The organism is Microbacterium trichothecenolyticum (assembly GCF_041938625.1).
GTDB lineage: Bacteria > Actinomycetota > Actinomycetes > Actinomycetales > Microbacteriaceae > Microbacterium > Microbacterium trichothecenolyticum_D.
The window spans coordinates 2,031,654-2,057,460 of sequence record NZ_CP169427.1; the positions used below are offsets into that span (position 1 = coordinate 2,031,654).

Below are 25,807 nucleotides of genomic sequence, written 5' to 3' on the forward strand. Positions count from 1 at the left end.
GGCCTCTTACGTTCGTGCGTGGGGCGCGTCAGCGGGCGACGGATGCCTCGACCTCGGCGTCGACCGGCTCCGCGGTCTCGGCGGGGGTGGCGTCGGCCTTCGGGGCCTCGGGCTCGTCGGCCGCGGTCTCGGCCTCCGAGGTCCAGTCGATGGGCTCGACGACCTCGACGGCCGGATACGGGCGGAGCGTCGAGACGGCGGCGACGCCGAGCGCGAGCAGGACGCCGATGACGCCGGCGCCGATGAGGATCGAGCCGAGCTGCGCGATCGACTGGCCGACGTACACGTCGACGCCGGTCGCGGTGCCGTCGGTCAGGGTCGTGGTCATCGAGCCGAGCTTGTCGGTGGTGATGTACCAGCCGCCGGCGATCGTCGCCACGGAGACGACGACGAGGCCCCAGAAGGGGATGCTGCGGACGAGACGGGGGCGGGTGGGCATGTGTCGATCACTCCTCGGGATGCGCGACCCGGGTGGTCGCGGCATCCCACCCTCGCAAAGGAGTCCGTGCGACGCCAATCCGGTTGCTATGGATCAGCTGTGCGCGACCTCTGCCCCCGGCGCCTTCAGGTGCAGGACGACGACCGTCATCGTCGCCGCCGCGAGCGCGGCGAGGACCATGTGCACGCCCACCGCGAGCTCGGGCAGGCCGTTGCGGGCCTGGTACAGGCCCACGGCGATCTGGACGAGTTCGACGCCGAGCAGGACCACCGTCCAGCGCATCAGCGCCGGGGCGGTGGTGCGCGCCCGCCATGCGGCGAACACGAGCGCGACGGTCAGGCCGAACAGCGCATAGCCCGGCCACGCGTGGACGTGCTCCAGAAGCTCGGCGTTGAAGCCGTTGCGGCCGGCGTCCGCGTCACCCGAGTGCGGGCCGGCTCCCGTCGTCAGCACACCGAACGCGATCGTGAGCGCCATCGCCACCGTCGTGACGTGCACCAGCACCGCGTGCCACCGGGGAACGAGGAGCGTGCGGGGTCCGGCGGGCTGCGACATCCGCACCAGGAATGCCGCGGTGACGCAGACCAGCGCCAGCGACGAGACGTAGTGGAACCCGACGATGAACGGATTGAGGCCGGTCAGGACCGTGATGCCGCCGACGATCGCCTGCGCCGCGACCCCGCCGAGCACGACGACGGCGAGCACGTAGAGGTCGCGCCGCTCCTTGCGGATCTTCAGCACGAGGATCCAGACGGCCAGGGCGATGAGACCCACCACACCGGTCATGAGCCGGTTGCCGAACTCGATGAGGGAGTGGATGCCCTCGTCGATGCCCGGGGTCGGCACGAGCGACTCCGGGGTGCAGAGCGGCCACGTGGGGCAGCCGAGGCCTGAGCCGGTGAGGCGGACCGCGCCGCCCGTGCCGATGATCGTCACCTCGGCGATGAACGACAGCCACGCGAACACGCGGATCCGCTTGTCGACGCGATTGGGGAGCCATGCCCAGAAGCGCTGCCGGATTCCCGGGGCGGTGGTCGTGGACTGTGGCACGGACATGCGGGGGTCGCCTCCTGGGGCAAGGCTCCCGCGCGGTGCGTATGACGTCACGGGCGCGTCCGCGGTGGGGTGGAGCCTGTAGAATCGAGGGGTCGGTTGCGCACGTGCTTCACAGCACCGCGCACCACTGACAGTCTAGGCGCGATGGTCGGCGCCGCTGAGAGGGCCCGAGAAGCGGCATCCCTTTCCGGTATCTCCACCGGGGAGCACGGATGCCGGGACGGATCACACCGCCAGGACCCGGAGGAGAACGACAATGTCTGATGTGCTGATCGATCGCCCTGAGCTGGAAGGCCTGGGTGTCTACGAGTTCGGCTGGCACGATGCCGACGCCGCGGGAGCAAGCGCCAGGCGAGGCCTGAGCGACCTCGTGGTGCGCGACATCTCGGCGCTGAAAGCCGAGCCGGAGTGGATGCTCAAGACCCGCCTCAAGGGTCTGCAGCTCTTCGAGCGCAAGCCGATGCCCACGTGGGGTGCGGATCTCAGCGAGATCGACTTCGACAACATCAAGTACTTCGTGCGGTCGACGGAGAAGCAGGCCGGCTCCTGGGAGGAGCTGCCCGAGGACATCCGCAACACGTACGAGAAGCTCGGCATCCCCGAGGCGGAGCGTCAGCGCCTCGTCGCGGGCGTGGCCGCCCAGTACGAGTCCGAGGTCGTGTACCACCAGATCCGCGAGGACCTGGAGCAGCAGGGCGTCATCTTCATGGACACCGACACGGCGCTGCGGGAGCACCCCGAGTTCTTCGAGGAGTACTTCGGCACCGTCATCCCCGCCGGCGACAACAAGTTCGCCGCACTGAACACCGCGGTGTGGTCGGGCGGCTCGTTCGTCTACGTGCCCCCCGGCGTGCACGTCGAGATCCCGCTGCAGGCGTACTTCCGCATCAACACCGAGAACATGGGCCAGTTCGAGCGGACCCTGATCATCGCGGACGAGGGCTCGTACGTGCACTACATCGAGGGCTGCACGGCCCCGATCTACAAGAGCGACTCGCTGCACTCGGCCGTCGTCGAGATCATCGTGAAGAAGAACGCCCGCGTGCGCTACACGACGATCCAGAACTGGTCGAACAACGTCTACAACCTCGTCACCAAGCGCGCCGTGGCGCACGAGGGCGCGACGATGGAGTGGATCGACGGCAACATCGGGTCCAAGGTCACGATGAAGTACCCGTCGATCTTCCTGATGGGCGAGCACGCCAAGGGCGAGACCCTGTCGGTCGCCTTCGCGGGTCCCGGTCAGCACCAGGACGCCGGCGCCAAGATGATCCACATGGCGCCGTACACCCAGTCGTCGATCGTCTCGAAGTCGATCGCCCGGGGCGGCGGCCGCGCCGGCTATCGCGGCGAGGTGCGCGTCGATGCGAACGCACACCACTCGGCGAACACGGTGCGCTGCGACGCGCTCCTGGTCGACACGATCTCGCGCTCCGACACGTACCCCGCGATCGACATCCGCGTCGACGACGTGCAGCTCGGCCACGAGGCCACGGTCTCGAAGGTCAGCGAGGAGCAGCTCTTCTACCTGATGAGCCGCGGCATGCCCGAAGACGAGGCCATGGCCATGATCGTGCGCGGCTTCATCGAGCCGATCGCCCGTGAGCTGCCCATGGAGTACGCGCTCGAACTCAACAAGCTCATCGAGATGGGCATGGAAGGATCCGTCGGCTAGATGAGCCCCACCACCGAGGCCCCCACCGTTCCCGGCGCGAAGGGCCACACCGATGGCGCCGGTGCTTTCGTGCCCGTCCAGACCCGCTCCGAGCGACCCTGGTCGTTCGACCCGAACGCCTTCGAGGCGCCGACGGGCCGCGAGGTCAACTGGAAGCACACGCCGATCGCCCAGCTGAAGCCGTTGTTCACCGATGAGGCCGGACCCCACGGCGTCATGGAGGTCGACGTCGCCGGACCCGAGGCGCTCGTCCAGGATCGCCTCGACGTCGGCAGCGCTCCCCGTGGGGAGATCTTCCAGCCTGAGGACCTGCCCAGCGCGATCGCGTGGAAGCAGGAGTCCGAGGCGCCGCTGCTGCGCATCCCGGCCGGCGCGGAGTTCTCCGAGCCGATCGTCGTGTCGCTGAAGGGCACCGGCGGCCTGGCGCACGCCCACGTCGTGGTCGAGGCGCAGGCGAACTCTCACGCGACGGTGGTCTTCCACCACACCGGCACCGCGCACCACGCGCAGAACATCGAGATCATCGTCCGCGACGGCGCCCACCTCGAGCTGGTGACCGTCCAGCGCTGGGACGACGACGCCGTGCATGTGGCGTCGCACCAGGCCCGTGTCGAGCGCGACGCGACCCTGCGCCACGTCGTCGTGAGCTTCGGCGGCGGCGTCGTGCGCGTCAACCCGAGCGTCGAGCTCGCGGGCACCGGCTCACGCGCCGAGCTCTACGGCCTCAGCTACTCCGACTCGGGGCAGCACCTCGAGAGCCAGGTGTACCTGCACCATAAGGGCGCCGAGACCTCCGGAGACGTGCTGTACAAGAGCGCCCTGCAGGGCGCCGCGGCGCGCACCGTCTGGATCGGCGACGTCCTCATCGGGGCGGATGCCGTGGGCACCGACTCCTACGAGGCCAACCGCAACCTCGTCCTCACCGAGGGCGCGCGCGCCGAGTCGATCCCCAACCTCGAGATCGAGACGGGCGACATCCGCGGCGCGGGCCACGCGAGCGCCACCGGGCGATTCGACGACGAGCAGCTGTTCTATCTGCAGGCCCGCGGCATCACCGAGGACGAAGCGCGACGCCTCGTCGTGCTCGGCTTCCTCGCCGAGATCGTGCAGAAGATCGGTGTCGAAGACCTCGAGGCGGAGCTGTTCGCCGCGATCGAGGAAGAACTCGCCAAGGAGGCCGGCCTGTGACCGCTCAGCGCGTGTGCGCCCTCAGCGACCTCGTCCAGGACGAGGCCCGCCGCGTCGAGGTGGACGGCGTCGCGATCGCCCTCGTGCTCGACTCCAACGGCGAGGTCCACGCGATCGGCGACGTCTGCACCCACGGCGACATCTCGCTGTCGGAGGGCTTCGTCGACGGCGAATCGCTCGAGTGCTGGGCCCACGGTTCGGCGTTCTCGCTGCGCACCGGCAAGCCCCTCAATCTCCCCGCGTACGAGCCGGTCCCGGTCTTCGCGGTCACCGTCGACGGCGATGACGTGCTCATCGACGCGACCGTCAAGCTCGAAGTGAACTGAAGAAGGTACTGAAGAATGTCTGTTCTCGAGATCCGCGACCTCCACGTGACGGTCGAGACGGATGCCGGCACCACGCCGATCCTCAACGGCGTGAGCCTCACGATCCGCAAGGGCGAGACCCACGCGATCATGGGCCCCAACGGCTCCGGCAAGTCGACGCTCGCCTACACGATCGCCGGACACCCCAAGTACACCGTCACGAGCGGCTCGATCTCGCTCGACGGCGAGGACGTCCTCGCGATGTCGGTCGACGAGCGTGCGCGCGCGGGACTGTTCCTGGCGATGCAGTACCCGGTCGAGATCCCGGGCGTGACCGTCACCAACTTCCTGCGCACCGCGAAGACGGCGATCGACGGCGAGGCGCCCTCGATCCGCACGTGGACGAAGGACGTCAAGGCGTCGATGAAGAACCTGCGCATGGACCCGAAGTTCGCGTCGCGCAACGTCAACGAGGGCTTCTCGGGCGGCGAGAAGAAGCGCCACGAGATCCTCCAGCTCGAGCTGCTCAAGCCGCAGATCGCCGTGCTCGACGAGACCGACTCCGGCCTCGATGTCGACGCACTGAAGATCGTGTCGGAGGGCGTCAACCGCGCCAAGGCCGAGACGGACCTCGGTGTGCTGCTGATCACGCACTACACCCGGATCCTGCGCTACATCGCTCCTGATTTCGTGCACGTCATGGTGAACGGGCGCATCGTCGAGGAGGGCGGTCCGGAGCTGGCCGACCGCCTCGAGGACGAGGGCTACGACCGCTTCCTGCCCGCGGGCGAAGTGGAGCCGGCCGAGGCCCCCGTCGGCAGCGAAGCGTAGGATCGATCTTATGACGGCGACGCTCACCCCCGAGAAGTACGACGAGGTGACCGAGGCTCTCAAAGACGTGATGGACCCCGAACTGGGCATCAACGTCGTCGACCTCGGCCTCATCTACGATCTCGCGTGGGACGACGAGAACGACGCGCTGGTCATCCACATGACCCTCACGTCGGCCGGCTGCCCGCTCACCGACGTGCTCGAGGAGCAGACGGCCCAGGCGCTCGACGACATCGTCGAGCGGTTCCGCATCAACTGGGTGTGGATGCCGCCGTGGGGCCCCGAGCGGATCACCGACGACGGGCGCGACATGATGCGCGCGCTCGGCTTCGCGATCTGAGGCTTCATACGAGGACGCACAACGGCGGCGGTCCGCCCGTGCTCGTTACGCTTTTCGGGTGAGCGTCACCGTCACCCCCCTCCGAGCCCTGCCCATCGACGAGCTGCGTCAGCGCACGAGCACGAAGTGGCGCAAGTACGGCGCAGAGGTGCTGCCGTTCTTCGTCGCCGAGACGGACTACGCCCTCGCCCCGGCCATCACCGAGGTGCTGACGCGTGCCGTGCAGCTCGGCGACACCGGCTACACCCCGCCGGAGCCCGGCGTGCGCGAGGCCTTCGTGGGCTTCGCCGAGCGGCGCTGGGGCTGGAACGTCGACCCGTCCCATGTGTTCTGGACCGGCGACGTGATGATGGGCGTGGTCGAGATCCTGCGTCGCGTCATCGAGCCCGGTGACCGTGTCGTGGTCATGCCGCCGGTGTACCCGCCGTTCTACGACACCGTGGAGGAGGCGGGCGGCGTCGTCGAGCGCGTTCCGCTGGTCGCCGGCGACACCGGGTGGGTGATCGACCTGCTCGGCGTCGAGGCCGCTCTCGCGGGCGGCGCGCGGGCCGTGCTGCTGTGCAACCCCCACAATCCGACCGGCACGGTGCACGCACCCGAGACGCTGGCGGCACTGGCCGACATCGCGGAGGGCTTCGGCGCGACCGTGATCAGCGATGAAATCCACGGCCCCCTGACTTACGCGCAGAAGCCGTTCACGCCGTTCCTCGCCGCATCCGATTCCGCGCGGCGCGTCGGCTACGCCGTGACGAGCGCGAGCAAGACGTTCAACCTGGCCGGTCTCAAGTGCGCCGTCATGGTCGGCGGCGGCGACGTCCAGGCGAAGCAGCTCCGCGCCCTGCCGTGGGAGGTGGAGTGGCGCACGGGTCTGTTCGGGGCGCTCTCGAACGTCGCCGCGTACTCGGCCGAGAGCGACGAGTGGCTCGAGAGCCTGCTGGCAGCCCTCGACGCCAACCGGCTCCTCCTGGCCGAGCTGCTCGCGGAGCATGTGCCGCAGGCGCGGTACCTGCCCCCCGACGCCGGCTTCCTCGCGTGGGTCGATCTCTCGGCGTACGGCTGGGGTGACAATCCCGCCGTGAAGGTGCTCCGTGAGGCGAAGGTCGCCCTGCACCATGGGCCTCTCTTCGGCACCGAGGGCAAGGGGTACGTGCGCATCAACTTCGGCTGCGATCCCGACCTGCTTCGCGAAGCGGTGCAGCGGATCGGGGTGCTGGCCCGCGGCTGACCGCACGTCGGCCGCTCGGCCCCGGTCCGTCCGCCGAAGGGGTTAGCCTGGCCGGATGACCTCTCCGGCCGCCGTCGACGCAGAAGCCTCCGGCATCTGGGGCGCGCGGTTCCTCTGGGTGACCGTCGGCGCCGTCGCGCTGATCTTCCTGGCGGCGATGCAGTCGCTCGCCGTCACCACGGTGATGCCGGTGGTCAGCGCCGACCTCGAGGGTGAGCGCCTCTACGCCGTGGCGTTCGCCGGAACGCTGGCGACGAGCGTCATCGGCATGGTGGCGGTGGGCGCCTGGTGCGATCGCGGCGGAGTGCTCGCCCCGCTCACCACTGCGGTCGTGCTCTTCGTCGTCGGGCTGCTCATCGCCGGCCTCGCCCTCACCATGCCGGTCCTCGTCGCCGGCCGGCTGGTGCAGGGTCTCGGCACCGGCGGGCAGACCGTGGCCCTCTACGTCGTCGTGGCCCGGGTGTACCCCGCAGCGTTGCACGGCCGCGTCTTCGCCGCGTTCTCGGCGGCGTGGGTCGTGCCGTCGCTCATCGGCCCCTTCCTCGCCGGCGCGGTGACGGAGTTCCTGCACTGGCGGTGGGTGTTCCTCGGCGTGGCGGCGCTGACGGTCGTCGCGTTCGTCCTCGTGGTGGCACGTCTGCACGGGCTTGCACTGCACACCGACGAGCCCGCGACCGAGCGCATCGCACCGCGCCTCGCGTGCGCGGTCGCGGTGGCCGTCGGCGCCCTCGGGCTCAGCCTGGCGGGCGAGCTCGGTGCGTGGGCGTGGGCGGCGGTGGCAGCATCCGTCGTCGTCATCGGGCTGGCGTCGCGACCGCTGCTGCCACGCGCCACGCTCGTCGCCGCGAGAGGCCTGCCGAGCGTCGTGCTGATGCGCGGACTCATCGCGGGCGCCCTGTTCGGCGCCGAGATCTACGTGCCGTACCTGCTGATCGACGGCTACGGCTTCTCGCCGACGTGGGCAGGACTCGGGCTCACGGCCGCCGCGCTGGCGTGGGCGGTTGCCGCCGACGTGCAGGGGCGCGTCGGCGATCGCATGGGGAACACCCGCATCACCCTCGTCGGCACCGCGCTCCTCGTGACCGCGCTGCTGATCGCTGCCGCGACGGCGTTCCTCGGTCTGCCGGCGGCGGTCCTCATCGCCGGGTGGGGCCTCGCGGGCGGCGGCATGGGGCTCATGTACCCGCGCCTGACCGTGCTGACCCTGGCGTACTCGACGCCGCAGAATCAGGGATTCAACTCGTCGGCGCTGTCGATCTCGGACGCCGTCGGCTCGGCGTCGTCGATCGCGGTGATGGGTCTCGTCTTCACCGCGCTGGTGGGGACGGATGCCGGCTTCCCGGCCGTCTTCGCGATCGCCGTCGTGCTCGCGCTCGGCGCGCTGGTGCCGGGCCTCCGGCTCGGCCATGCGCATGAGGCGCCACGACGGGCCTGAAGCTGCCGGAGCGCGTCAGTTCTCGGCTCGTCCGAGGCGCCAGTAGCCCATGAACGCGACGGCGCGACGGTCCACGCCGCGCTCGGCCACGAGGTGGCGGCGCAGGGCCTTGATCGCGCCGGCCTCGCCGGCGAGCCATGCGTAGACGCGGGCGCTCTTCAGCGCCGCACCGCCCTTGGCTGTACGCGGCACCTCCCAGAGGATGTCGGTGTCGATGTCGACCTCCTCGACGTCCGCGCCGGCGCCCGCAGGCACCAGGCGGGCCGCAGCATCCGTCACCGACTCCACGAGGTGCGCGTGACGCTCGCCGTCCGCGCGTGCCCCGATGCAGTACTCGAACCCGGGGTGCTGCGGGAAGTAGGCGGCATCGTCGGCGTGCGGCAGCTCGACCGCGACCACTCCGCTGGCGTCGCGGGGGAGCTGCTCGAGGATCGCGGCGATCGCGGGCGCGGCGGTCTCGTCACCGGCGAGCAGGATCGAGTCGACGCGGGCCGGCGGCACGAAGTCGATGCCGAAGCTGACGCCGCTGTGGGCCGTGGTCGGCGCGAAGATGAGCACCTCGTCGCCCACCTGGGCGCGATCGATCCAGTCGGAGGCGGGCCCGATCACGTCGTGCGCGACCATGTCGACGTCGACCTCGCTGAGGTGGTTGCGGACGTAGCGCGTGGTGTACGTGCGGAACGGCAGGCGCTGCTCTTCGGGCAAATCGCGCCACTGCGTGTACCAGTCGTCGCCGAGAGGCATCGCATCGAGGCCGAGCGTGCGCGTGGGGAACACGATCTTGATGCGCTGGTCGAGCCCCGGGTCGCCGTAGTCGGCGAGGTCGTCGCCGCCGAAGGTGAAGCGGCGGAAGCTGGGCGTCACGTCGGCGATCGCCGTGACGTGCGCACGGAAGAAGCGGGAGGGCACGTCGGCATCGGTCATCTTCAGGCTCCTGTCGGCTGGGGGGTGGGGGTCGCCGCGAGCGGAGCCGCGGCGACGGGACCCTGGGGCGACACGTGGTGCCGGCCGCGGGGAAGGACGATGGGAGAGCCCGACACGGGGTCGGGCACGACGAGCGCGTCGAGGTCGAAGACCTCGCGGATGAGCTCGCCGGTCATGACGTCGCCGGGGGCACCGCTCGCGACGACGCGGCCGGACCGCAGCGCGAAGAGGTGGTCGGCGTAACGCGCAGCGAGGTTCATGTCGTGCAGCACCATCACGATCGTGGTGCCGCGGTCGCGGTTGAGGTCGGTGAGGAGGTCGAGCACCTCGACCTGGTGCGCGACGTCGAGGAAGGTGGTCGGCTCGTCGAGCAGCAGGATGTCCGTCTCCTGCGCGAGCGCCATCGCGATCCACGCCCGCTGGCGCTGCCCGCCCGACAGCTCGTCGACCGACCGGTCGGCCAGCTCCTCGATGCCGGTCGAGGCGAGGGCCTGCGCGACGACCTCGTAGTCGTGCGAGCTCCAGCGCGCCAGCAGCTTCTGATGCGGGTGGCGTCCGCGGCCGACGAGATCGGCGACGGCGATGCCCTCCGGCGCGATGGGGCTCTGGGGGAGAAGTCCGAGCGTGCGCGCGATCTCCTTCGTCGAGCGTCCGTGCAGCGCCTTGCCGTCGAGGATCACCTGGCCCTCACGCGGCGAGATGAGACGCGCGAGCGCGCGCAGGAGGGTGGACTTGCCGCATCCGTTGGCTCCCACGATCGCAGTGATGCGGCCGGGCGGGATGACGAGGTCGAGGCCCTCGACGATGGTGCGATCGCCGTACGACAGCGTCAGGCCCCGCGCCGACAGTCTGTGGGATTCGGTCATAGCGAGCCTCCGGAGCGGTTCGTCCTGATGAGGAGGTAGATGAGGAACGGGGCACCGAGCACGCCGGTGACGACTCCGACCGGGTATCGGCTGTCGAACGCGAACTGACCGAGGAGGTCGGACAGCTGCACCAGAAGTGCGCCGACGAGAGCCGACGGCAGCAGCAGCGAGCCGCCGGGCCCGACGATGCGCGCCGCGATGGGGCCGGCCATGAACGCGACGAACGCGATCGGTCCGGTGGCCGCCGTCGCGAAGGCCAGCAGGGCGACGGCCGCGACGATCACGATCACGCGGGTGCCCGGCAGACGGATGCCGAGACTCGCAGCCGCGTCGTCGCCGAGGCGCATGACATCCAGGTCGCGACCCTTCGCCAGCAGCGCCGGCACGAGCACGACGCTCGCGATCGCGAGCGGGAGCACGGTGGACCACGTCGCGCCGTTGAGGCTGCCGGTGAGCCAGCGCATCGCGGCCTGCAGATCGTACGCCGGGGCCTTCGACAGCACGTAGGTGACCGCCGCGTCGAGCATGGCGGCGACGCCGATGCCGATGAGGATCAGCCGTGTCCCGGCGAAGCCGCCCTTGTTCGAGAGCAGGTAGATGGCGAGCGCGGTCGCGAGGCCGCCCACGACGGCGAGGACGGATACGGCGGTCTCGCTGAGCGACAGGATGACGATGCCGAACACCGCCGCCGCACTCGCACCGGCGGTGATGCCGATGATGTCGGGCGACGCGAGCGGGTTTCGCAGCATCGTCTGGAAGGTCACGCCCGCGATGCCGAACGCGAATCCGGCCAGGATGGCGAGCACCGCGCGTGGAAGGCGCAGCTCGCCGACGGTGAACGAGGCGCCGGGCACCGTCTCGCCGAGGATGACGCGGACGACCTCGTCGACGCCGTAGAACGTCTGCCCGATCATGAGCGACGCGACGAAGACCAGCACCACGCCGACGGCGAGGGCGATGGTCACGACGGTGCGTCGACGGCTGCGGCGCCGTCGTCCGGCGACGACGGTCTGCGCCGTGGGACGGAGGACGGTGGCGGCGCTCACAGTTCGCGCACCTTCTGCCTGCGGACGATCCAGATGAAGAACGGGGCGCCGATGAGCGCGGTGAGGATGCCGACCTCGATCTCGTCCGGGCGCGCGATGAGGCGCCCGACGATGTCCGCCGCGACGAGCAGCACCGCCCCCGCGACCGCGGAGAACGGGAGCAGCCATCGGTGGTCGGTGCCGACCAGCAGGCGGCACAGGTGCGGGATGATCAGACCCACGAAGGCGATGGGGCCGGCGATCGCCACCGCCGCCCCGCACAGGATCACGGCGCCCGCCGACGCGATGAGCCGCGTGCGCAAGACGTGCTCGCCGAGGCCGGTCGCGACGTCGTCGCCTAGTGCGAGCGAGTTCATGCCGCGCGCGCACACGAGGGTGATCACGGCGCCCACCGCCAGGATCGGGAGGATCGTGGCGATGCGATCCCAGGTCGCGCCGCCGACGCCGCCGATCTGCCAGAACCGGAAGGTCTCGAGCAGGTCGACGCGGGGGAGGAGCACCGCGCTCACGAGCGACATGAACGCAGCCGAGGTCGCCGCGCCGGCGAGCGCGAGTTTCAACGGGGTCGCACCACCACGACCGAGGGAGCCGACCGTGTAGACGAACACCGCCGCACCGCCCGCGCCGATGATCGAGGCGGCGATGAAGGCGTACGGGTCCGACATCCCGAAGAACGCGATGCCGATGACGACTGCGAGCGCGGCGCCGCCCGAGATCCCGAGGATGCCGGGGTCTGCCAGGGGATTGCGGGTGACCGCCTGCATCGCCGCGCCCGACATCGCCAGCGACGCCCCGACGAGGATCGCGAGCACGGTGCGCGGCACCCGCTGCACCACGGCCGCTTGCGCGACTCCGCCGGTATCGCCGCCGAGGCCGGCGAGGATGTCGCTCAGCGCCACGTCGCGCACGCCGAACGCGACGCTCGCGACGCACAGTGCGGCGAGCACCGCGAAAGACACCGCGAGCCACGCCAGCCGCACCGCCGCCGGACGCCGCAGGGTTGCGGCATCCGGCAGCGGCATACGCGTCTCGGTGACAGTCACCCGATCCAGCTCCTGGACTCCGTCAGTCGGCGAGGGCGTCGTTGAGCAGCGCGAAGTACTGGTCCACGCCCCAGCCGATCGACAGCGGCGAGGGGTTGGCGGACGCCGCAAGCGGAGTCGACTCCTCGAGGATCGCGATGCGGCCCTCGGCGATCGCGGGGATCTGCGACAGCAGCGGGTCGGCCTGCAGCTGCGCGATGATCGAGCCGCTGGCGTCGCCGTAGGTGACGAACACGTCGACGTCGGCGAAGCGGTCGGCCTGCTCCGCGCTCACCGAGGTGTAGAACTGGACGCCGTCCGACTCCTCCTCGACGACGGCCGGCACCGGGAAGCCGAGGCCCTCGAGGAACCCGGGGCGGGTGTCGAGGCTCGTGTAGAAGCCCACCTGGCTGAAGTCCGACGGGTCGATGTACGAGAAGAGCACCTTCGAGTCGGCGAGCTCGGGGTAGTCGGCGAGCGCCGCGTCGACCTCGCCGTGCAGCTCCTCGATGAGGGCGTCGCCCTCCGCCGCGAGGCCGAGGGCCTGCGAGTTGAGGCGGATCATGTCCTCGTAGGAGGTGCCCCACGCGACCTCGGGGTAGGCGACGACCGGGGCGATCTTCGACAGCGTGTCGTACTCCTCCTGCGTGAGGCCGGAGTACGCGGCGAGGATGACATCGGGCTGCGTGTCGGCGACCGCCTCGAAGTCGATGCCATCGGTCTCGTCGAAGAGCACGGGCGTCTCGGCGCCGAGCTCCTCGAGCGCGTCCTCGACCCACGGCAGCACGCCATCGCCGTCGTCGTCGCCCCACGTGACCTCGGCCATGCCGACCGGCACGACGCCGAGGGCGATCGGCACCTCCTGGTTGGACCAGGCGACGGTCGCCACACGCTCGGGCTGGGACTCGATGACGGTCTCGCCGTAGGCGTGCTCGATCGTGACGGGGAAGCCGGCGCCCGACGAAGCGGCGGCTGCGGTGTCGTCGGTGTTGTCGGCGGCCGCGCTCGCGCAACCGGCGAGGGTGATCGCAGCGACGGCGAGCATCGTGGTGGCGGCGGCAGGACGGTTGAGACGCACGGAATCCTCCGAGGAAGTGTTAGGTAAGGATGCCCTTAGCAACGGCTAGGTAAGGCCAACCTTACCCAGCCGTTTCCCAGAGTGCGAATCCGCCGCGTCATCGTTCCGCGGGAGTGGTCGCAGGAGACCGGGCCGTATACTGGGAGGCTGGCCGTTCGGCCACCTCCCCATCTCCATCGACGGATCGGACTTCCGCTGTGCTCGCCGTGCACGACCTCGAGATCCGCGTGGGCGCCCGCGTGCTCATGTCAGACGTCTCCTTCCGCGTGTCGGACGGCGACAAGATCGGTCTCGTCGGCCGCAACGGCGCCGGCAAGACGACGCTGACCAAGGTGCTCGCGGGCGACCTCATCCCTGCCGACGGCAAGGTCGAGCGCTCCGGCGAGCTGGGGTACCTGCCCCAGGACCCGCGGTCGGGGGACCCCGAGATGCTGGCGCGCACGCGGATCCTCGACGCCCGCGGGCTCGGCACGCTCGCGATCGGCATGCACGAGGCATCCCTCGCGATGGGCGATGCCGACGAGGCGGTCGCCGCGAAGGCGATGCGCAAGTACGCGAACCTCACCGAGCGCTTCGAGGCGCTCGGCGGCTATGCAGCCGAGGCTGAGGCGGCGTCGATCGCGCACAACCTGTCGCTGCCGGACCGCATCCTCGACCAGCCGCTCAAGACCCTCTCGGGCGGTCAGCGCCGACGCATCGAGCTCGCGCGCATCCTCTTCTCGGATGCGCAGACGATGATCCTCGACGAGCCCACCAACCACCTCGACGCCGACAGCGTCGTGTGGCTGCGCGAGTTCCTCAAGGGCTACAAGGGCGGGCTCATCGTCATCTCGCACGACGTCGAGCTCGTCGGCGAGACCGTGAACCGCGTCTTCTATCTCGACGCGAACCGCCAGGTCATCGACGTCTACAACATGAACTGGAAGAACTACCTGCGCCAGCGGGTGGCCGACGAGGAGCGCCGCAAGAAGGAGCGCGCGAACGTCGAGAAGAAGGCCACCGTGCTGCAGCAGCAGGCGGCCCGGTTCGGCGCCAAAGCCTCCAAGGCGGCCGCCGCGCACCAGATGGTGGCGCGCGCCGAGAAGATGCTGGCAGGCCTGGACGAGGTGCGCCAGGAGGAGCGCGTCGCGAAGCTGCGCTTCCCGAAGCCCGCACCCTGCGGCAAGACGCCGCTCATGGCGTCAGGCCTGTCGAAGTCGTACGGCTCGCTCGAGATCTTCACCGACGTGGACCTCGCGATCGACCGCGGTTCCAAGGTCGTGATCCTCGGCCTGAACGGTGCCGGAAAGACCACCCTGCTGCGCATCCTCGCCGGCGTCGACCAGCCCGACACAGGGCAGCTCGAGCCTGGCCACGGCCTCAAGATCGGCTACTACGCGCAGGAGCACGAGAACCTCGACGTCTCGCGCTCGGTGCTCGACAACATGATGTCGGCGGCGCCGAACATCACGGCGACCGAGGCGCGCAAGGTGCTCGGCTCGTTCCTGTTCACCGGTGACGACGTGCTGAAGCCCGCCGGCGTCCTCTCCGGCGGCGAGAAGACGCGACTGTCGCTCGCGACACTCGTCGTGTCGTCGGCGAACATGCTGCTGCTCGACGAGCCCACCAACAACCTCGACCCTGCCTCCCGCGAAGAGATCCTCGGCGCGCTCGCGCACTACGAGGGCGCCGTCGTGCTCGTGTCGCACGACGAGGGGGCCGTCGAGGCTCTCAACCCCGAGCGCGTGCTCATCCTCCCCGACGGCGTCGAAGACATCTGGGGCCGCGACTACGCCGACTTGGTCACGCTTGCGTGACCAAGAAGTACGGTGGTTGAGTAACCGCGGCTTCAGCCGCGGCGTATCGAAACCCGTCTCGCTCGCGTAGGCGGGTTCCGACGGCGTGTCAGCGGCCGGCGGCGTCGAGCAGCGCGTCTTCGTCCTCGGCGTCGCGATCGCGGCGACGGCGCGGTGCCGGCGGCGCAGGGGTGGCAGCATCCGTTCCGCCGTCCTCCGAGCGCGCATCCTCGGCGTCCTCGCGGCGATGACGGCGCTCGGTGCGGATGACGTAGCCGATGAAGACGAACCCCATCACGGCGAACAGGATCCACTGGATCGCGTACGAGAGGTGGGGTCCGGGGTCTTCCGAGGGCGGCTCGAGGGCCGTCGGCGCGGTCGCCGGCGCCGGGTCCTCCGACATCATGACGCCGTAGGCGCTCTGCTCGAGGGCGTCGCCCGCGGCGGGGGAGAGCGTGTCGGCGACGAGACCGAGGTTGATCGTGGGCACCTGACCCTCGGGCGCCGAGCGGCCTGACGACGGCAGGGCCTCTCCCGGTCGCAGCCGCACGATCACGGTCGCCTCGCCGGTCGGGGGCGCGGGGACCGCGTCGGGAACGGGCTGATCCTGGCCCGGGGGGACCCAGCCGCGGTCGACGAGCAGCACGCGGCCGTCGTCGAGGCGGAAGGGCACGAGCACCTCGAAGGCCGAGGTGCCGCCGTGGGGGCGGTTGCGCACCAGGAGCTGCTCGCCAGCGAGGTACGTCCCGGTGAGGATTACCGGGTGCCATTCGTCCTCCGGCGAGAACTCGCCGTCGGCGGGGATGAGGTCGGCCAGGGGCACCGGCGTGGCGTCGTAGTTCTCGGCGACGAGCGCGAGTTGCCCCGAGCGCTCCTGGTTGCGCGTGAACTGCCAGTTCGACAGGAAGGCGCACGCGATGGCGAAGACCGCGGCGAGGGCGATGTAGATCGCCCATCGGCCCGCGCGCGGCAGGTTCTGCATGCTGACGGCGCGGGGGCTCATCGTGCGGCCTCCGTCGAGGTGAGCGGGGCGACGGTCACCGGGAAGTCGCGCGCAGCCAGGAACTCTCGGAGATACCCCACGTGCTCGTCGCACGCGACCCACGTCTTGCGGCGATCCTCCGAGTGGATGCGAGGATTGCGCCAATCGATGCGCCAGCTCGCCGTGGCGCGGCATCCTGCGCGCGAGCAGACCGCGTCGGCGACCTGGTCGGGTCCGGCGTCGCTCATACGGTGGGATCCGCCTCGTCGTCGGTTCCCGGTCGCTTCTCGTCCGTGCGCTTCTCGTCGGCCGGGAGCGCGCGGGTCTCCTCGATGCGGATCACCCGGGTGTCGGTCGCGGCCGAGACCGACGCAGCGGCGGGAAGCGCAGGCTCCGGGTCCTCGCGACGGTTGCGCCGTGCCTCCTGCCCGACGTTCGCGGAGACGACCGCGATGTAGGGGAGGAAGATCGCCGCCGCGCCAAAGACCCAGGTGTACCAGCCGTACGGCGTGATGACGACCATGAGGATGAAGCACACGACGCGGATGCCCATCGTGACGAGATACCGGGTCGAACGCGCGTCGATCTCGTCGCGCGGTGAACGCGGCAGGGATGTCGCCGACGGGGCGTGGCTGGAACTCTTCACGGTACTTCCAGGGTACGCCGGTTGCGCCGCCGGATCGCCCCGGGAACGGGTCCCGGGGCGGAGCGGCTCAGGAGTATGTGCCGTACTGCTGGTACATCGAGGCGAAGAAGGCGAAGAACGCGATCGCCGCGATGATGCCGAGGATCGAGAGCCCGAGTCCGACCCACCCGACGATGGTGCCGGCGAGCGCCATGCCGCGCCCCTGCTCACCGCTCGTCTTGAGCTGGTTCAGCGACATGTGGCCGGTGATGACGCCCACGATCGAGCCGATGAACGGGAGGATCACGAAGCTCGAGATCGATGCGATGAGCGACACGATCGCGAGGGTGTTGGTCTTCGCCGGCGCGCCGTACCCGTAGCCGGGTGCGGCGCCGTACGCCGGGGCCGCGCCGTACGCGGGAGCGCTGCCGTACGCGGGGGCCGCGGGGGCGCCGTAGGCCGGCGGGGGATAGGCGCCCTGAGCGGGCGGCGGATACGCGCCGGCGGCCGGCTGGGCGGGCTGATCCGCCGACGGAGCGGGCGGAACCGGCGGGTATGCGCCGGGCTCCGGGGCGGGGTTCTGCGAGGTGTTGTCGCTCACGGCGAGGCCTTTCTTCGGTGTCTCGGACCAGAGTCCCAGCGGCGTGGCGGGGGTGTCAAACAGGCGGGCCCGACGGGACCGCGCCGGTAGGCTGGTGCGGATCCGCCACAACCCCGGGAGTGCCACCATGTCCACCGATCGCGTCGTCCTCGTCACCGGCGGAAACCGCGGCATCGGCCGCGCCATCGCGGAGCGCTTCGTCGCCGAGGGGTACAGGGTCGCCGTCACCGCACGCTCCGGCGAAGGCCCCGAGGGCACTCTCACCGTGCGAGCGGACGTGACGGATGCTGCCGCCGTCGACGCCGCGTTCACCGAGGTCGAGAACACCCTGGGCCCGGTCGAGATCGTCGTCGCGAACGCCGGCATCACGAAGGACACCCTCCTGCTGCGCATGACCGAGGACGACTTCGACAGCGTCGTCTCGACCAACCTCGGCGGTGCGTTCCGCGTCGTCAAGCGCGCCTCCAAGGGGATGCTGCGCGCCCGTTGGGGCCGCGTCGTGCTGATCTCGAGCGTGGTCGGGCTCTACGGCTCGGCAGGCCAGATCAACTACGCCGCCTCCAAGAGTGCGCTGGTCGGATTCGCCCGCTCGCTCACCCGTGAGCTCGGCGCCCGTGGCATCACGGCGAACGTCGTGGCGCCCGGCTTCATCGAGACCGACATGACGGCTGAGCTCTCGGACGAGACGCAGGCCGAGTACAAGAAGAGCATCCCCGCCGGGCGCTTCGCTTCCCCCGCCGAGGTGGCGGGTGTCGTGACGTGGATCTCGTCGGACGACGCGGCCTACATCTCCGGCGCTGTGATCCCCGTCGACGGCGGCCTCGGCATGGGGCACTGACCCCGCGGCCGTCCGTTTCGACAGGCTCAGCCCGCTCCGACAGGCTCAGCGACCGGTCCGGCCGCTGAGCCTGTCGGCGTTCAGCCGATCGCCTGGAGGATCGCCTCGGCGACGGCGCCAGGCCGCGAGAACTGCGGCCAGTGGCCGGTGGGGTCTCCGGGTGCACCGAGCTCGATGATGTCGAGGTGCTCGAGCGCCGCGAGCTCGGCCGCCCACGGCGGCGCCGCCGCGATGATCTCGCGGACCTGCGCCGCCGGCACCGTTCCGGTGATCATCGTCGCCGGCACCGTGCGCCGCTTCTCGTCGGTGAGCCGGATCGGATCGGTCGGTACCTTGGCCGGCACCGACTTCGCCCGGGCCGCGGCATCCGCCCGCGTCTGCGGATCGAGATCGGCGACGTCGGAATCGTCGAAGAAGTCCCACCCGGGGAAGGGGATCACGCCGTCGACGACGGGGAACTCGGAGATCGAGCCGCCGTCGCCGGGCGGGAACGTGTCGAGGAACACGACGTGCGCGACCCGGTCGGGTCGGGCATCCACGGCGCCATAGACGACGTTGCCGCCGCCGGAGTGCCCGACGAGCACGACCGGCCCGTCGAGACGGTCGATCTGGGCGACGGTCGTCGCCACCCAGTCCGCGATGCCGATGCCGGCGGATTCGGTGCCGGGCGCGCCGACGCCCGGCATGGTGAGCGCGTGCGTGCGATGGCCGGCGGACTCGAGAGCGGGGTCGACGTCGCGCCAGGACGACGCGTCGAGCCACAGCCCGGGAACGAGGATGATGTGCATGCTCCGACGCTATCGACGGCGCCCGACATCGGAACACCCCGTGCGCGGAGCGGGGGAGCCCTCTACGGCAGCAGCGGGATGACCTCGGCGAGGTCGACCGGGCCGACGACCAGGTCGGCGCGCTCGCGCACCGCGGGCTTCGCGTTGAAGGCGACGCCGAGCCCGGCGACGGCCATCATCTCGAGGTCGTTCGCGCCGTCGCCGATCGCCAGCGTTCGGCTGAGGGGCACGCCGCGCTCATCGGCCCATTCCCGGAGGGCGGCGGCTTTGCCCGCAGCATCCACGATCCCGCCGTCGACGGTGCCGCTCAGCACGCCGTCGCTCGTCGCGAGCCGGTTGGCACGCCACACGTCCACGCCGAGGTCGGGGGCGACGGTGTCGAGGATCTCGTGGAACCCGCCCGACACCACGCCGACGGCGCCGCCGCGCTCGTGCACGGCCGCGACCAGCTCACGCACGCCCGGCGTCGGCTCGATGCGCGCGAGCACGCGCGCGAACGCGGTCACCGGCACGCCCTCGAGCGCCTCGACACGCGAGCGCAGGCTCGTCGCGAAGTCGACCTCGCCGCGCATCGCGGCCTCGGTCGCCGCGGCGACCTCGGCGCCGCGTCCGGCCTCGTCGGCGATCAGCTCGATGACCTCGTTGCGGATCAGCGTGGAGTCGGCGTCGAGCACGACGAGGAAGCGGGCGGGGGCGACAGGCATGCTCCCACGCTAGCGGGAGCCGGATGCCGCCCCCGCCGTGTGTCAGCGCTCGACGCGGAACCCCTTGCCGACGACGGTGATGCCGCTGTCGGTGATCGTGAAGCCGCGCGCGAGGTCCTTGTCGCGGTCGACGCCCACGGTCGCGCCGTCTTCGAGGACCACGTTCTTGTCGAGGATCGCGCGGTGCACGCGGGCGCCCGCGCCGACCTGCACGTGGTCGAACAGCACCGAGTCGGTGATCGTCGACCCGCCGCCGGCCAGCGTCCACGGGCCCACCACGCTGCGCTCGAGATGCGTGCCCGACAGCACCGAACCGAGCGACACGATCGAGTCGATCGCGTTGCCGATGCGGCCGACCGAATCGCGCACGAACTTCGCCGGCGGGGAGTTGACCGACTGCGAGTGGATCGGCCAGTCCATGTTGTACAGGTTGAACACCGGCAGCGTCGAGATGAGATCGCGGTGCGCGTCGAAGAACGAGTCGATGGTTCCCACGTCGCGCCAGTAGTAACGGTCGCGGTCGGTCGACCCCGGCACGTCGTTGCGGTTCATGTCGTAGACGCCCGCCTCGCCGCGGTCGACGAAGTAGGGGATGATGTCGCCGCCCATGTCGTGGTTCGACGTCGGGAGCTCCCCGTCGGACTCGACGGCCTCGATGAGCGCGTCGGTGTCGAAGATGTAGTTGCCCATCGAGGCGAGCACCTGGTCGGGCGCATCGGTCAGGCCGACGGCGTTCTGCGGCTTCTCGAGGAACTCGCGGATGCGCACCGGGTCCTCGGAGTCGACGTCGATGACGCCGAACTGGTTCGCGAGCGAGATCGGCTGACGGATGCCGGCGACCGTCGCCCGAGCGCCCGATTCGATGTGGGCGGAGAGCATCTGCCGGAAGTCCATGCGGTAGACGTGGTCGGCGCCGATCACGACGACGATGTCGGGCTGCTCGTCGTTGATGAGGTTGAGGCTCTGCAGGATCGCGTCCGCCGATCCCGAGAACCAGCGCTTGCCGAGGCGCTGCTGCGCGGGGACCGAGGTGACGTAGGAGTCCAGGAGCGCCGACATCCGCCAGGTCTGCGAGATGTGGCGGTCGAGGCTGTGGGACTTGTACTGCGTCAGCACCACGATCTGCCTGAGACCTGAGTTGATCAGGTTCGAGATGGCGAAGTCGATGAGCCGGTACTGCCCCCCGAAAGGGACGGCGGGCTTGGCGCGATCCGCGGTCAACGGCATCAGCCGCTTCCCTTCGCCGCCGGCGAGGATGATTCCGAAGACCTTGGGTGCAGCTGGCATGCGACCCACACTATGACGCGTTCCGGCCCGTGTACTAGCGTTCGACACATGCGAGTCGACATCGTCACCAAGGAGTACCCGCCGGAGATCTACGGCGGCGCCGGTGTCCACGTGACGGAGCTCGTCAAGGCGCTCCGCTCGAGCATCGATGTCCGGGTGCGCGCGTTCGGCGCCTCCCGCGACGAGGAGGGCACCGCGTCGTACGGCGTGCCCGCGGAGCTGTCCGCCGCGAACGCCGCGGTGCAGACGCTCGGCACGGATCTCGAGATCGTGACCGATGTCGCCGGCGCCGACGTCGTGCACAGCCACACCTGGTACGCCAACTTCGCCGGGCACCTCGCGTCGCTGCTGCACGGGATCCCGCACATCGTGACGGCCCACAGCCTCGAGCCGCTGCGGCCGTGGAAGGCCGAGCAGCTCGGCGGCGGGTACGCGGTCTCGAGCTGGATCGAGAAGTCGGCGTACGAGAGCGCCGCGGCCATCGTCGCGGTGAGCAACGGCATGCGGGAGGACATCCTCCGCAGCTACCCGTCGCTCGACCCCGACCGTGTGCGGGTGATCTACAACGGCATCGACGTCGAGGCGTGGCACCCCGTCGAGGATCCGGCGCTCCTGGCGGAGCTCGGGATCGACCCGGCGAAGCCGTCGGTCGTCTTCGTCGGACGCATCACGCGGCAGAAGGGCCTGCCCTACTTCCTCCGCGCCGCAGAGCGCCTTCCCGCCGACGTGCAGGTGATCCTCGCCGCCGGTGCACCCGACACACCGCAGATCATGGCGGAGGTCGAGGGGCTCGTCCGCGGTCTGCAGGAGACCCGCGAGGGCGTGGTGTGGCTGGATCGGATGCTGTCGCGGCACGAGCTGTGCACCATCCTGAGTGCGGCGACGACCTTCGTCTGCCCGTCGGTCTACGAGCCGCTCGGCATCGTGAACCTCGAGGCCATGGCGTGCGGCGCCGCCGTCGTCGGGACGGCGACCGGCGGCATCCCCGAGGTCGTCGTCGACGGCGTCACCGGCCGTCTGGTGCCGATCGAGCAGGTGCAGGACGGCACGGGCACCCCGACCGACCCCGAGCAGTACGTGTCGGATCTCGCCCGGGTGCTGACCGAGGTCGTGAGCGATCCGGACCGCGCGCGCGAGTACGGCGTCGCCGGTCGCAAGCGCGCGACCGAGGACTTCAGCTGGCAGCGCATCGCCGATCAGACGGCCGCCCTGTACGCGGAGGTGGTCGCCGGCGGCCGATAGGCTGTCAGCATGCCCCAGGTGCTCGAGTTCTCCGACGTCGTCGTCCGCCGAAACGCCCGGAACATCGTCGATCACCTGAACTGGACCATCAACGACGACCAGCGCTGGGTGGTGCTCGGGCCCAACGGCGCCGGCAAGACGACCGTGCTGCAGATGGCCGACACGCTGCTGCACCCCACGTCGGGTGTCGTGAGCGTCCTCGGTGAGCGCCTCGGCCGCACCGACGTCTTCGAACTGCGGCCCCGGATCGGGTTCGCCTCCTCGGCGATGGCGCGTCGCGTGCCGCCGGAGGAGACCGTGCTCAACGTCGTCCTGACGGCGGCGTACTCGGTGCTCGGCCGCTGGCGCGAGGACTACGAAGACATCGACGAGCGGCGCGCGCTGCGCGTGCTCGCGGAGTGGAAGCTCGACCATCTCGCCGACCGCACGTTCGGCACGCTCAGCGACGGCGAGCAGAAGCGCGTCCAGATCGCCCGCGCCGTGATGACCGACCCCGAACTGCTGCTCCTCGACGAGCCGACGGCCAGCCTGGACCTGGGTGCCCGCGAAGAGCTCCTCATCCTGCTGGGCGGCTACGCGCAGGCGCCCACGACGCCGGCGATGATCATGGTCACCCACCACGTCGAAGAGATCCCCATCGGATTCACGCACGTGCTGCTGCTTCGCGACGGGCAGGCGGTGGCGGCCGGTCCCATCCGCGAGACCCTCACCGCCGAGGCCCTGACCGACACCTTCGGCGTTCCGATCCGCCTCAGCGAAGAGGGTGGCCGCTACGCCGCGCGCGCCGCGCACTGAGCCGCGAGCCGGTCGGTTCGGCGTCCGCGCCGGAGACTGGTAGAATTTCTCTTTGGTGCATTCGCACCGCAGACTTTGACCGCCCTGGCAAAATCCAGGGCACCATCCTCAAAGGACCATCATGAAGACTGACCTCCACCCGGACTACCAGGCCGTCGTGTTCCGTGACCTCGGCTCGGGCGAGACCTTCCTCACCCGCTCGACGGTGACCAGCGACAAGACGATCGAGCTCGACGGCGTCGAGTACCCCGTCATCGACGTCGAGATCTCGTCGGCCTCGCACCCTTTCTACACGGGCAAGCAGCGCATCATGGACTCGGCCGGTCGTGTCGAGAAGTTCAACCAGCGCTTCAAGAACTTCGGCGGCTCCAAGTAAGCAGCCGCCCGGAAGGCCCCGCTTCGGCGGGGCCTTCTGCGTTTCCGGGACGAGTGGGGACGCCCGTCAGCGGATCGGCCAGCGCCCGTCGAGACGGTCGTCGGGGTCGATCCGCCCGATGCGGATGAAGTACTCGGTGAGGCTCTCGGCCTGCGCCCGGGCCCAGCCGATCTGGCGCGTGTGCAGCTCGTGCACGGTCTCGGGCAGCCACGGCGCGAAGCGCTCGGCGAGCGCCTGGGCGACGCGGCCGGCCGCGACCGCGTCGGCCGACGCCTCGTGCGCGGCGTCCAGCCGAACGGCGTAGTGGGCCGCGACCACTTCGAGGGTGCGTTTGCCCTTGCGCCACCGGTCGTACGCCTTGTCGACCACGAGGGGATCGATGACGGGCGACGGGTTCTCGATCGGCGTGACGCCGTGCCGCAGCGACTCGTACTTCAGCAGCGAGAAGTCGAACGGCGCGTTGTACGCGACCACCGGGATGCCGGCGTCCAGAAGTGCGCGCACGGCCGCGACGACTTCCCCCACGACCTCGGCGGCGGGCCGGCCGTTCGCCCGTGCGTGCTCCGTCGAGATGCCGTGGATCGCACTCGCGCCCTCGGGGATCTCGACGCCGGGGTCGGCGAGCCAGTCGCGGGCACGGATGACGCGGCCGGCGGCATCGAGAAGGCCCACGTGCGCCGTCACGATGCGGTCGGCGGTGACGTCGATACCGGTGGTCTCGAGGTCGAACACGCCGACCATGCGCACCCAGTCCGGCACATCCCACAGCGGAAGCTGTTCGGGATGCGGGTGACTCATGCCGTTCACGGTATGCGTCGCCTCCGACATCGGACCGGAGGCGCTCCGCGCACAGCCGAGCCCCGGGGAACGCCTCGTAGACTCGACGGGTGACTACGCCGAACCCGTACGCTCCGCTCCTCGACGAGATCCCCGTCGAGCGGCGCGAGGTCGATGTGCTCGGCGGCACGACCGCGTACTGGGTATACGGGCCCGCCGACGCGCACACGACCATCGTCGCGGTGCACGGCTTCCGCGGTGAGCACCATGGGCTCGAGCCCGTCGTCGCGCACCTGCCGAGCGTGCGGGTCATCTCGCCCGACCTTCCCGGCTTCGGCGAGACAGCGCCCGTCCCCGGGCGCACGCACGACCTCGACCTCTACGCCGACTGGCTGCGTGCGTTCGCCGCGGCGGTCGCCCCCGCCGCGGTGATCCTCGGCCACTCGTTCGGCTCCATCGTGGTCTCAGCCGCCGTCGCGGGCGGCCTCGAGACGCCCCGGGTGATCCTCGTGAACCCGATCGGCGCGCCCGCGCTCGAGGGCCCGCGGGGCATCCTCACTCGGCTCGCGGTGTTCTACTACTGGGCCGGCGCGAAGCTCCCGAAGAGTCTGGGCGAGGCGCTGCTGCGCAACGGCCTCATCGTGCGGGTCATGAGCGTCTCGATGGCGAAGACCAAGGATTCCGGCATCCGTCGATTCGTGCACGATCAGCACGACACCTACTTCTCGCGCTTCGCGGACCGTGACGTGCTGCGCGACGCGTTCGTCGCGTCCGTGTCGAACGACGTGCGCGCGTTCGCTCCTCGGATCGCGCAGCCGGCGCTGCTGGTCGCCGCCGTGAGGGACGACATCACTCCGATCGAGGCCGAACGGAAGCTCGCGACGATGTTCCCCGCCGCGGAGCTGGTGGAGATCCCCGACGTCGGGCACCTCATCCACTACGAGACGCCGGCGGCCGCCGCCGACGCGATCACGCGGTTTCTCGCGCCTTCCGACGCCGATACGCGTTGACGTTCATGCGGTTGCCGCAGTTGCCGGTGTCGCAGTAGCGCTTGGAGCCGTTCTTCGAGAAGTCGACGTACACCCCGTCGCAGTCGTCGGCGGCGCACACGCGCACCCGGTCGTACTCGTCGGCGCGGATCACGTCCACGAACGCCAGCGCCGCCTCCACCAGAATGCGGGTCGCGAGCGGCGCGTCGTCGCTGGTGGCGTGGATGTGCCAGTCGAAGTCGTCGTGGATCACGAGGCGGGGGAGCGCGTGCCCGTCGCGGAGCATCTCGTTCACCAGCGGGACGGCGCCCTCGCGGTCGACCTCCCACAGCTGGCGCAGTCGCGGGCGGACGGCGCGGACGGCTGCCAGCTCGGCGTCGTCGCGGCGGATGGTGCCGGTATAGGGGTTGACCCGGAGGTAGTCCTCGAAGTCCGAGAGCGTCGCCAGAGTGTCTTCGCCGTCGAATCCGGCCATGGTGTTGACGAGGTACGACGCGGCGCGCAGATTCTGCTCCGTGTCATGAATGAAAACCACGTTGACTCCTGACATTCCGGTCCGCTACTGTCACCAGTGTAAGCACTCTTCACTCCTGACAGT

The 25,807-nt window shown here is 70.2% G+C and carries 29 protein-coding genes; 13 read left to right on the forward strand and 16 right to left on the reverse strand.

The window, feature by feature from the left end:
- Nucleotides 1–28 precede the first annotated feature (28 nt).
- Together ACEYYH_RS09235 and ACEYYH_RS09240 are read right to left on the reverse strand one after the other, a co-directional pair.
- Complete coding sequence (locus ACEYYH_RS09235) at nt 29–439, reverse strand: dinucleotide-utilizing enzyme (protein WP_374977888.1); 411 nt, start codon at nt 437–439, stop codon at nt 29–31.
- Between the two features lie 93 nt (nt 440–532).
- Entirely contained in the window at nt 533–1,495 is a 963-nt protein-coding gene (locus ACEYYH_RS09240; protein ID WP_374977889.1) for a heme A synthase, read from the reverse strand.
- Between the two features lie 256 nt (nt 1,496–1,751).
- Between ACEYYH_RS09240 and sufB the strand changes: the two genes are divergently transcribed.
- The 7 genes from sufB to ACEYYH_RS09275 are packed head-to-tail and all read left to right on the forward strand — an operon-like array spanning nt 1,752 to nt 8,494.
- Nucleotides 1,752–3,170, forward strand: coding sequence for a Fe-S cluster assembly protein SufB (gene sufB, locus ACEYYH_RS09245; RefSeq protein ID WP_116193622.1), 1,419 nt, complete (start codon nt 1,752–1,754; stop codon nt 3,168–3,170).
- Complete coding sequence (gene sufD, locus ACEYYH_RS09250; protein WP_374977890.1) at nt 3,171–4,358, forward strand: Fe-S cluster assembly protein SufD; 1,188 nt, start codon at nt 3,171–3,173, stop codon at nt 4,356–4,358.
- Entirely contained in the window at nt 4,355–4,684 is a 330-nt protein-coding gene (locus tag ACEYYH_RS09255) for a non-heme iron oxygenase ferredoxin subunit (RefSeq protein ID WP_116193620.1), read from the forward strand. Before sufD ends, ACEYYH_RS09255 begins: the two co-directional genes overlap by 4 nt.
- Before the next feature lie 15 nt (nt 4,685–4,699).
- Nucleotides 4,700–5,494 (forward strand): Fe-S cluster assembly ATPase SufC, encoded by a 795-nt coding sequence (sufC, locus tag ACEYYH_RS09260; protein WP_374977891.1) that lies wholly within the window; start codon nt 4,700–4,702, stop codon nt 5,492–5,494.
- Nucleotides 5,495–5,504: 10 nt separating this feature from the next.
- The gene (locus ACEYYH_RS09265; RefSeq protein ID WP_045298811.1) at nt 5,505–5,834 is read left to right on the forward strand and encodes a metal-sulfur cluster assembly factor; all 330 of its coding nucleotides are present in this window, start codon (nt 5,505–5,507) and stop codon (nt 5,832–5,834) included.
- A 58-nt stretch (nt 5,835–5,892) separates the two neighbouring features.
- Complete coding sequence (locus ACEYYH_RS09270) at nt 5,893–7,059, forward strand: MalY/PatB family protein (RefSeq protein ID WP_374977892.1); 1,167 nt, start codon at nt 5,893–5,895, stop codon at nt 7,057–7,059.
- Nucleotides 7,060–7,114: 55 nt separating this feature from the next.
- Entirely contained in the window at nt 7,115–8,494 is a 1,380-nt protein-coding gene (locus ACEYYH_RS09275; protein ID WP_374977893.1) for an MFS transporter, read from the forward strand.
- A 15-nt stretch (nt 8,495–8,509) separates the two neighbouring features.
- Here ACEYYH_RS09275 and ACEYYH_RS09280 read toward each other — a convergent pair whose 3' ends face one another.
- Genes ACEYYH_RS09280 through ACEYYH_RS09300 form a run of 5 tightly spaced genes read right to left on the reverse strand, consistent with a single transcriptional unit; the run spans nt 8,510 to nt 13,430 of the window.
- Nucleotides 8,510–9,418, reverse strand: coding sequence for a siderophore-interacting protein (locus ACEYYH_RS09280; protein WP_374977894.1), 909 nt, complete (start codon nt 9,416–9,418; stop codon nt 8,510–8,512).
- Between the two features lie 2 nt (nt 9,419–9,420).
- Nucleotides 9,421–10,284 carry an ABC transporter ATP-binding protein gene (locus tag ACEYYH_RS09285; RefSeq protein ID WP_374977895.1) on the reverse strand — a complete coding sequence of 288 codons (864 nt, stop codon included), beginning with the start codon at nt 10,282–10,284 and terminating at the stop codon, nt 9,421–9,423.
- The gene (locus tag ACEYYH_RS09290) at nt 10,281–11,330 is read right to left on the reverse strand and encodes a FecCD family ABC transporter permease (protein WP_374977896.1); all 1,050 of its coding nucleotides are present in this window, start codon (nt 11,328–11,330) and stop codon (nt 10,281–10,283) included. The genes ACEYYH_RS09285 and ACEYYH_RS09290 overlap by 4 nt, the downstream gene beginning before the upstream one ends.
- Nucleotides 11,327–12,352 (reverse strand): FecCD family ABC transporter permease, encoded by a 1,026-nt coding sequence (locus ACEYYH_RS09295; RefSeq protein WP_374978195.1) that lies wholly within the window; start codon nt 12,350–12,352, stop codon nt 11,327–11,329. Before ACEYYH_RS09295 ends, ACEYYH_RS09290 begins: the two co-directional genes overlap by 4 nt.
- A gap of 43 nt (nt 12,353–12,395) precedes the next feature.
- Nucleotides 12,396–13,430 carry an iron-siderophore ABC transporter substrate-binding protein gene (locus ACEYYH_RS09300; RefSeq protein WP_374977897.1) on the reverse strand — a complete coding sequence of 345 codons (1,035 nt, stop codon included), beginning with the start codon at nt 13,428–13,430 and terminating at the stop codon, nt 12,396–12,398.
- A gap of 197 nt (nt 13,431–13,627) precedes the next feature.
- Between ACEYYH_RS09300 and ACEYYH_RS09305 the strand changes: the two genes are divergently transcribed.
- Nucleotides 13,628–15,226, forward strand: a complete 1,599-nt coding sequence (locus tag ACEYYH_RS09305) for an ABC-F family ATP-binding cassette domain-containing protein (RefSeq protein ID WP_374977898.1) — start codon at nt 13,628–13,630, stop codon at nt 15,224–15,226.
- Nucleotides 15,227–15,314: 88 nt separating this feature from the next.
- Here ACEYYH_RS09305 and ACEYYH_RS09310 read toward each other — a convergent pair whose 3' ends face one another.
- From ACEYYH_RS09310 to ACEYYH_RS09325, 4 genes are all read right to left on the reverse strand, one after another.
- A complete protein-coding gene (locus ACEYYH_RS09310; protein ID WP_374977899.1) occupies nt 15,315–16,208 on the reverse strand; it encodes an SURF1 family protein in 894 nt (297 codons plus the stop codon).
- Nucleotides 16,205–16,435: a hypothetical protein gene (locus ACEYYH_RS09315; protein ID WP_374977900.1), complete on the reverse strand. Its 231-nt coding sequence runs from the start codon at nt 16,433–16,435 to the stop codon at nt 16,205–16,207. Before ACEYYH_RS09315 ends, ACEYYH_RS09310 begins: the two co-directional genes overlap by 4 nt.
- Nucleotides 16,432–16,833, reverse strand: a complete 402-nt coding sequence (locus ACEYYH_RS09320; protein WP_374977901.1) for a DUF3099 domain-containing protein — start codon at nt 16,831–16,833, stop codon at nt 16,432–16,434. Before ACEYYH_RS09320 ends, ACEYYH_RS09315 begins: the two co-directional genes overlap by 4 nt.
- Nucleotides 16,834–16,900: 67 nt before the next feature.
- On the reverse strand, nt 16,901–17,413 hold the full coding sequence (locus ACEYYH_RS09325; RefSeq protein WP_374977902.1) for a DUF4190 domain-containing protein: 513 nt from the start codon (nt 17,411–17,413) through the stop codon (nt 16,901–16,903).
- A gap of 127 nt (nt 17,414–17,540) precedes the next feature.
- Here ACEYYH_RS09325 and fabG point away from each other — a divergent pair, with 127 nt between their 5' ends.
- Nucleotides 17,541–18,251, forward strand: a complete 711-nt coding sequence (fabG, locus tag ACEYYH_RS09330) for a 3-oxoacyl-ACP reductase FabG (RefSeq protein WP_374977903.1) — start codon at nt 17,541–17,543, stop codon at nt 18,249–18,251.
- An 80-nt stretch (nt 18,252–18,331) separates the two neighbouring features.
- Here fabG and ACEYYH_RS09335 read toward each other — a convergent pair whose 3' ends face one another.
- From ACEYYH_RS09335 to ACEYYH_RS09345, 3 genes are all read right to left on the reverse strand, one after another.
- Nucleotides 18,332–19,039 (reverse strand): alpha/beta fold hydrolase, encoded by a 708-nt coding sequence (locus ACEYYH_RS09335; RefSeq protein ID WP_374977904.1) that lies wholly within the window; start codon nt 19,037–19,039, stop codon nt 18,332–18,334.
- Between the two features lie 62 nt (nt 19,040–19,101).
- A complete protein-coding gene (gene serB / locus ACEYYH_RS09340) occupies nt 19,102–19,743 on the reverse strand; it encodes a phosphoserine phosphatase SerB (protein ID WP_374977905.1) in 642 nt (213 codons plus the stop codon).
- 42 nt (nt 19,744–19,785) lie between these two features.
- A complete protein-coding gene (locus tag ACEYYH_RS09345) occupies nt 19,786–21,030 on the reverse strand; it encodes a glucose-1-phosphate adenylyltransferase (RefSeq protein ID WP_374977906.1) in 1,245 nt (414 codons plus the stop codon).
- Between the two features lie 48 nt (nt 21,031–21,078).
- Between ACEYYH_RS09345 and glgA the strand changes: the two genes are divergently transcribed.
- The 3 genes from glgA to ACEYYH_RS09360 all read left to right on the forward strand — a co-directional run bounded on the left by glgA (nt 21,079) and on the right by ACEYYH_RS09360 (nt 23,443).
- Entirely contained in the window at nt 21,079–22,272 is a 1,194-nt protein-coding gene (gene glgA / locus ACEYYH_RS09350; protein WP_374977907.1) for a glycogen synthase, read from the forward strand.
- A gap of 9 nt (nt 22,273–22,281) precedes the next feature.
- Nucleotides 22,282–23,067: an ABC transporter ATP-binding protein gene (locus ACEYYH_RS09355; protein WP_374977908.1), complete on the forward strand. Its 786-nt coding sequence runs from the start codon at nt 22,282–22,284 to the stop codon at nt 23,065–23,067.
- A gap of 121 nt (nt 23,068–23,188) precedes the next feature.
- Complete coding sequence (locus ACEYYH_RS09360) at nt 23,189–23,443, forward strand: type B 50S ribosomal protein L31 (RefSeq protein WP_045302322.1); 255 nt, start codon at nt 23,189–23,191, stop codon at nt 23,441–23,443.
- 66 nt (nt 23,444–23,509) lie between these two features.
- Here the strand turns inward: ACEYYH_RS09360 and ACEYYH_RS09365 are convergent, their stop codons facing one another.
- Nucleotides 23,510–24,241 carry an exonuclease domain-containing protein gene (locus ACEYYH_RS09365; protein WP_374977909.1) on the reverse strand — a complete coding sequence of 244 codons (732 nt, stop codon included), beginning with the start codon at nt 24,239–24,241 and terminating at the stop codon, nt 23,510–23,512.
- 89 nt (nt 24,242–24,330) lie between these two features.
- On the opposite strand from ACEYYH_RS09365, the gene ACEYYH_RS09370 reads away from it, so the two are divergent.
- Entirely contained in the window at nt 24,331–25,230 is a 900-nt protein-coding gene (locus ACEYYH_RS09370; protein WP_374977910.1) for an alpha/beta fold hydrolase, read from the forward strand.
- Here the strand turns inward: ACEYYH_RS09370 and ACEYYH_RS09375 are convergent.
- The gene (locus tag ACEYYH_RS09375; protein WP_374977911.1) at nt 25,190–25,744 is read right to left on the reverse strand and encodes a CGNR zinc finger domain-containing protein; all 555 of its coding nucleotides are present in this window, start codon (nt 25,742–25,744) and stop codon (nt 25,190–25,192) included. The genes ACEYYH_RS09370 and ACEYYH_RS09375 overlap by 41 nt on opposite strands.
- Between the last annotated feature and the right edge of the window lie 63 nt (nt 25,745–25,807).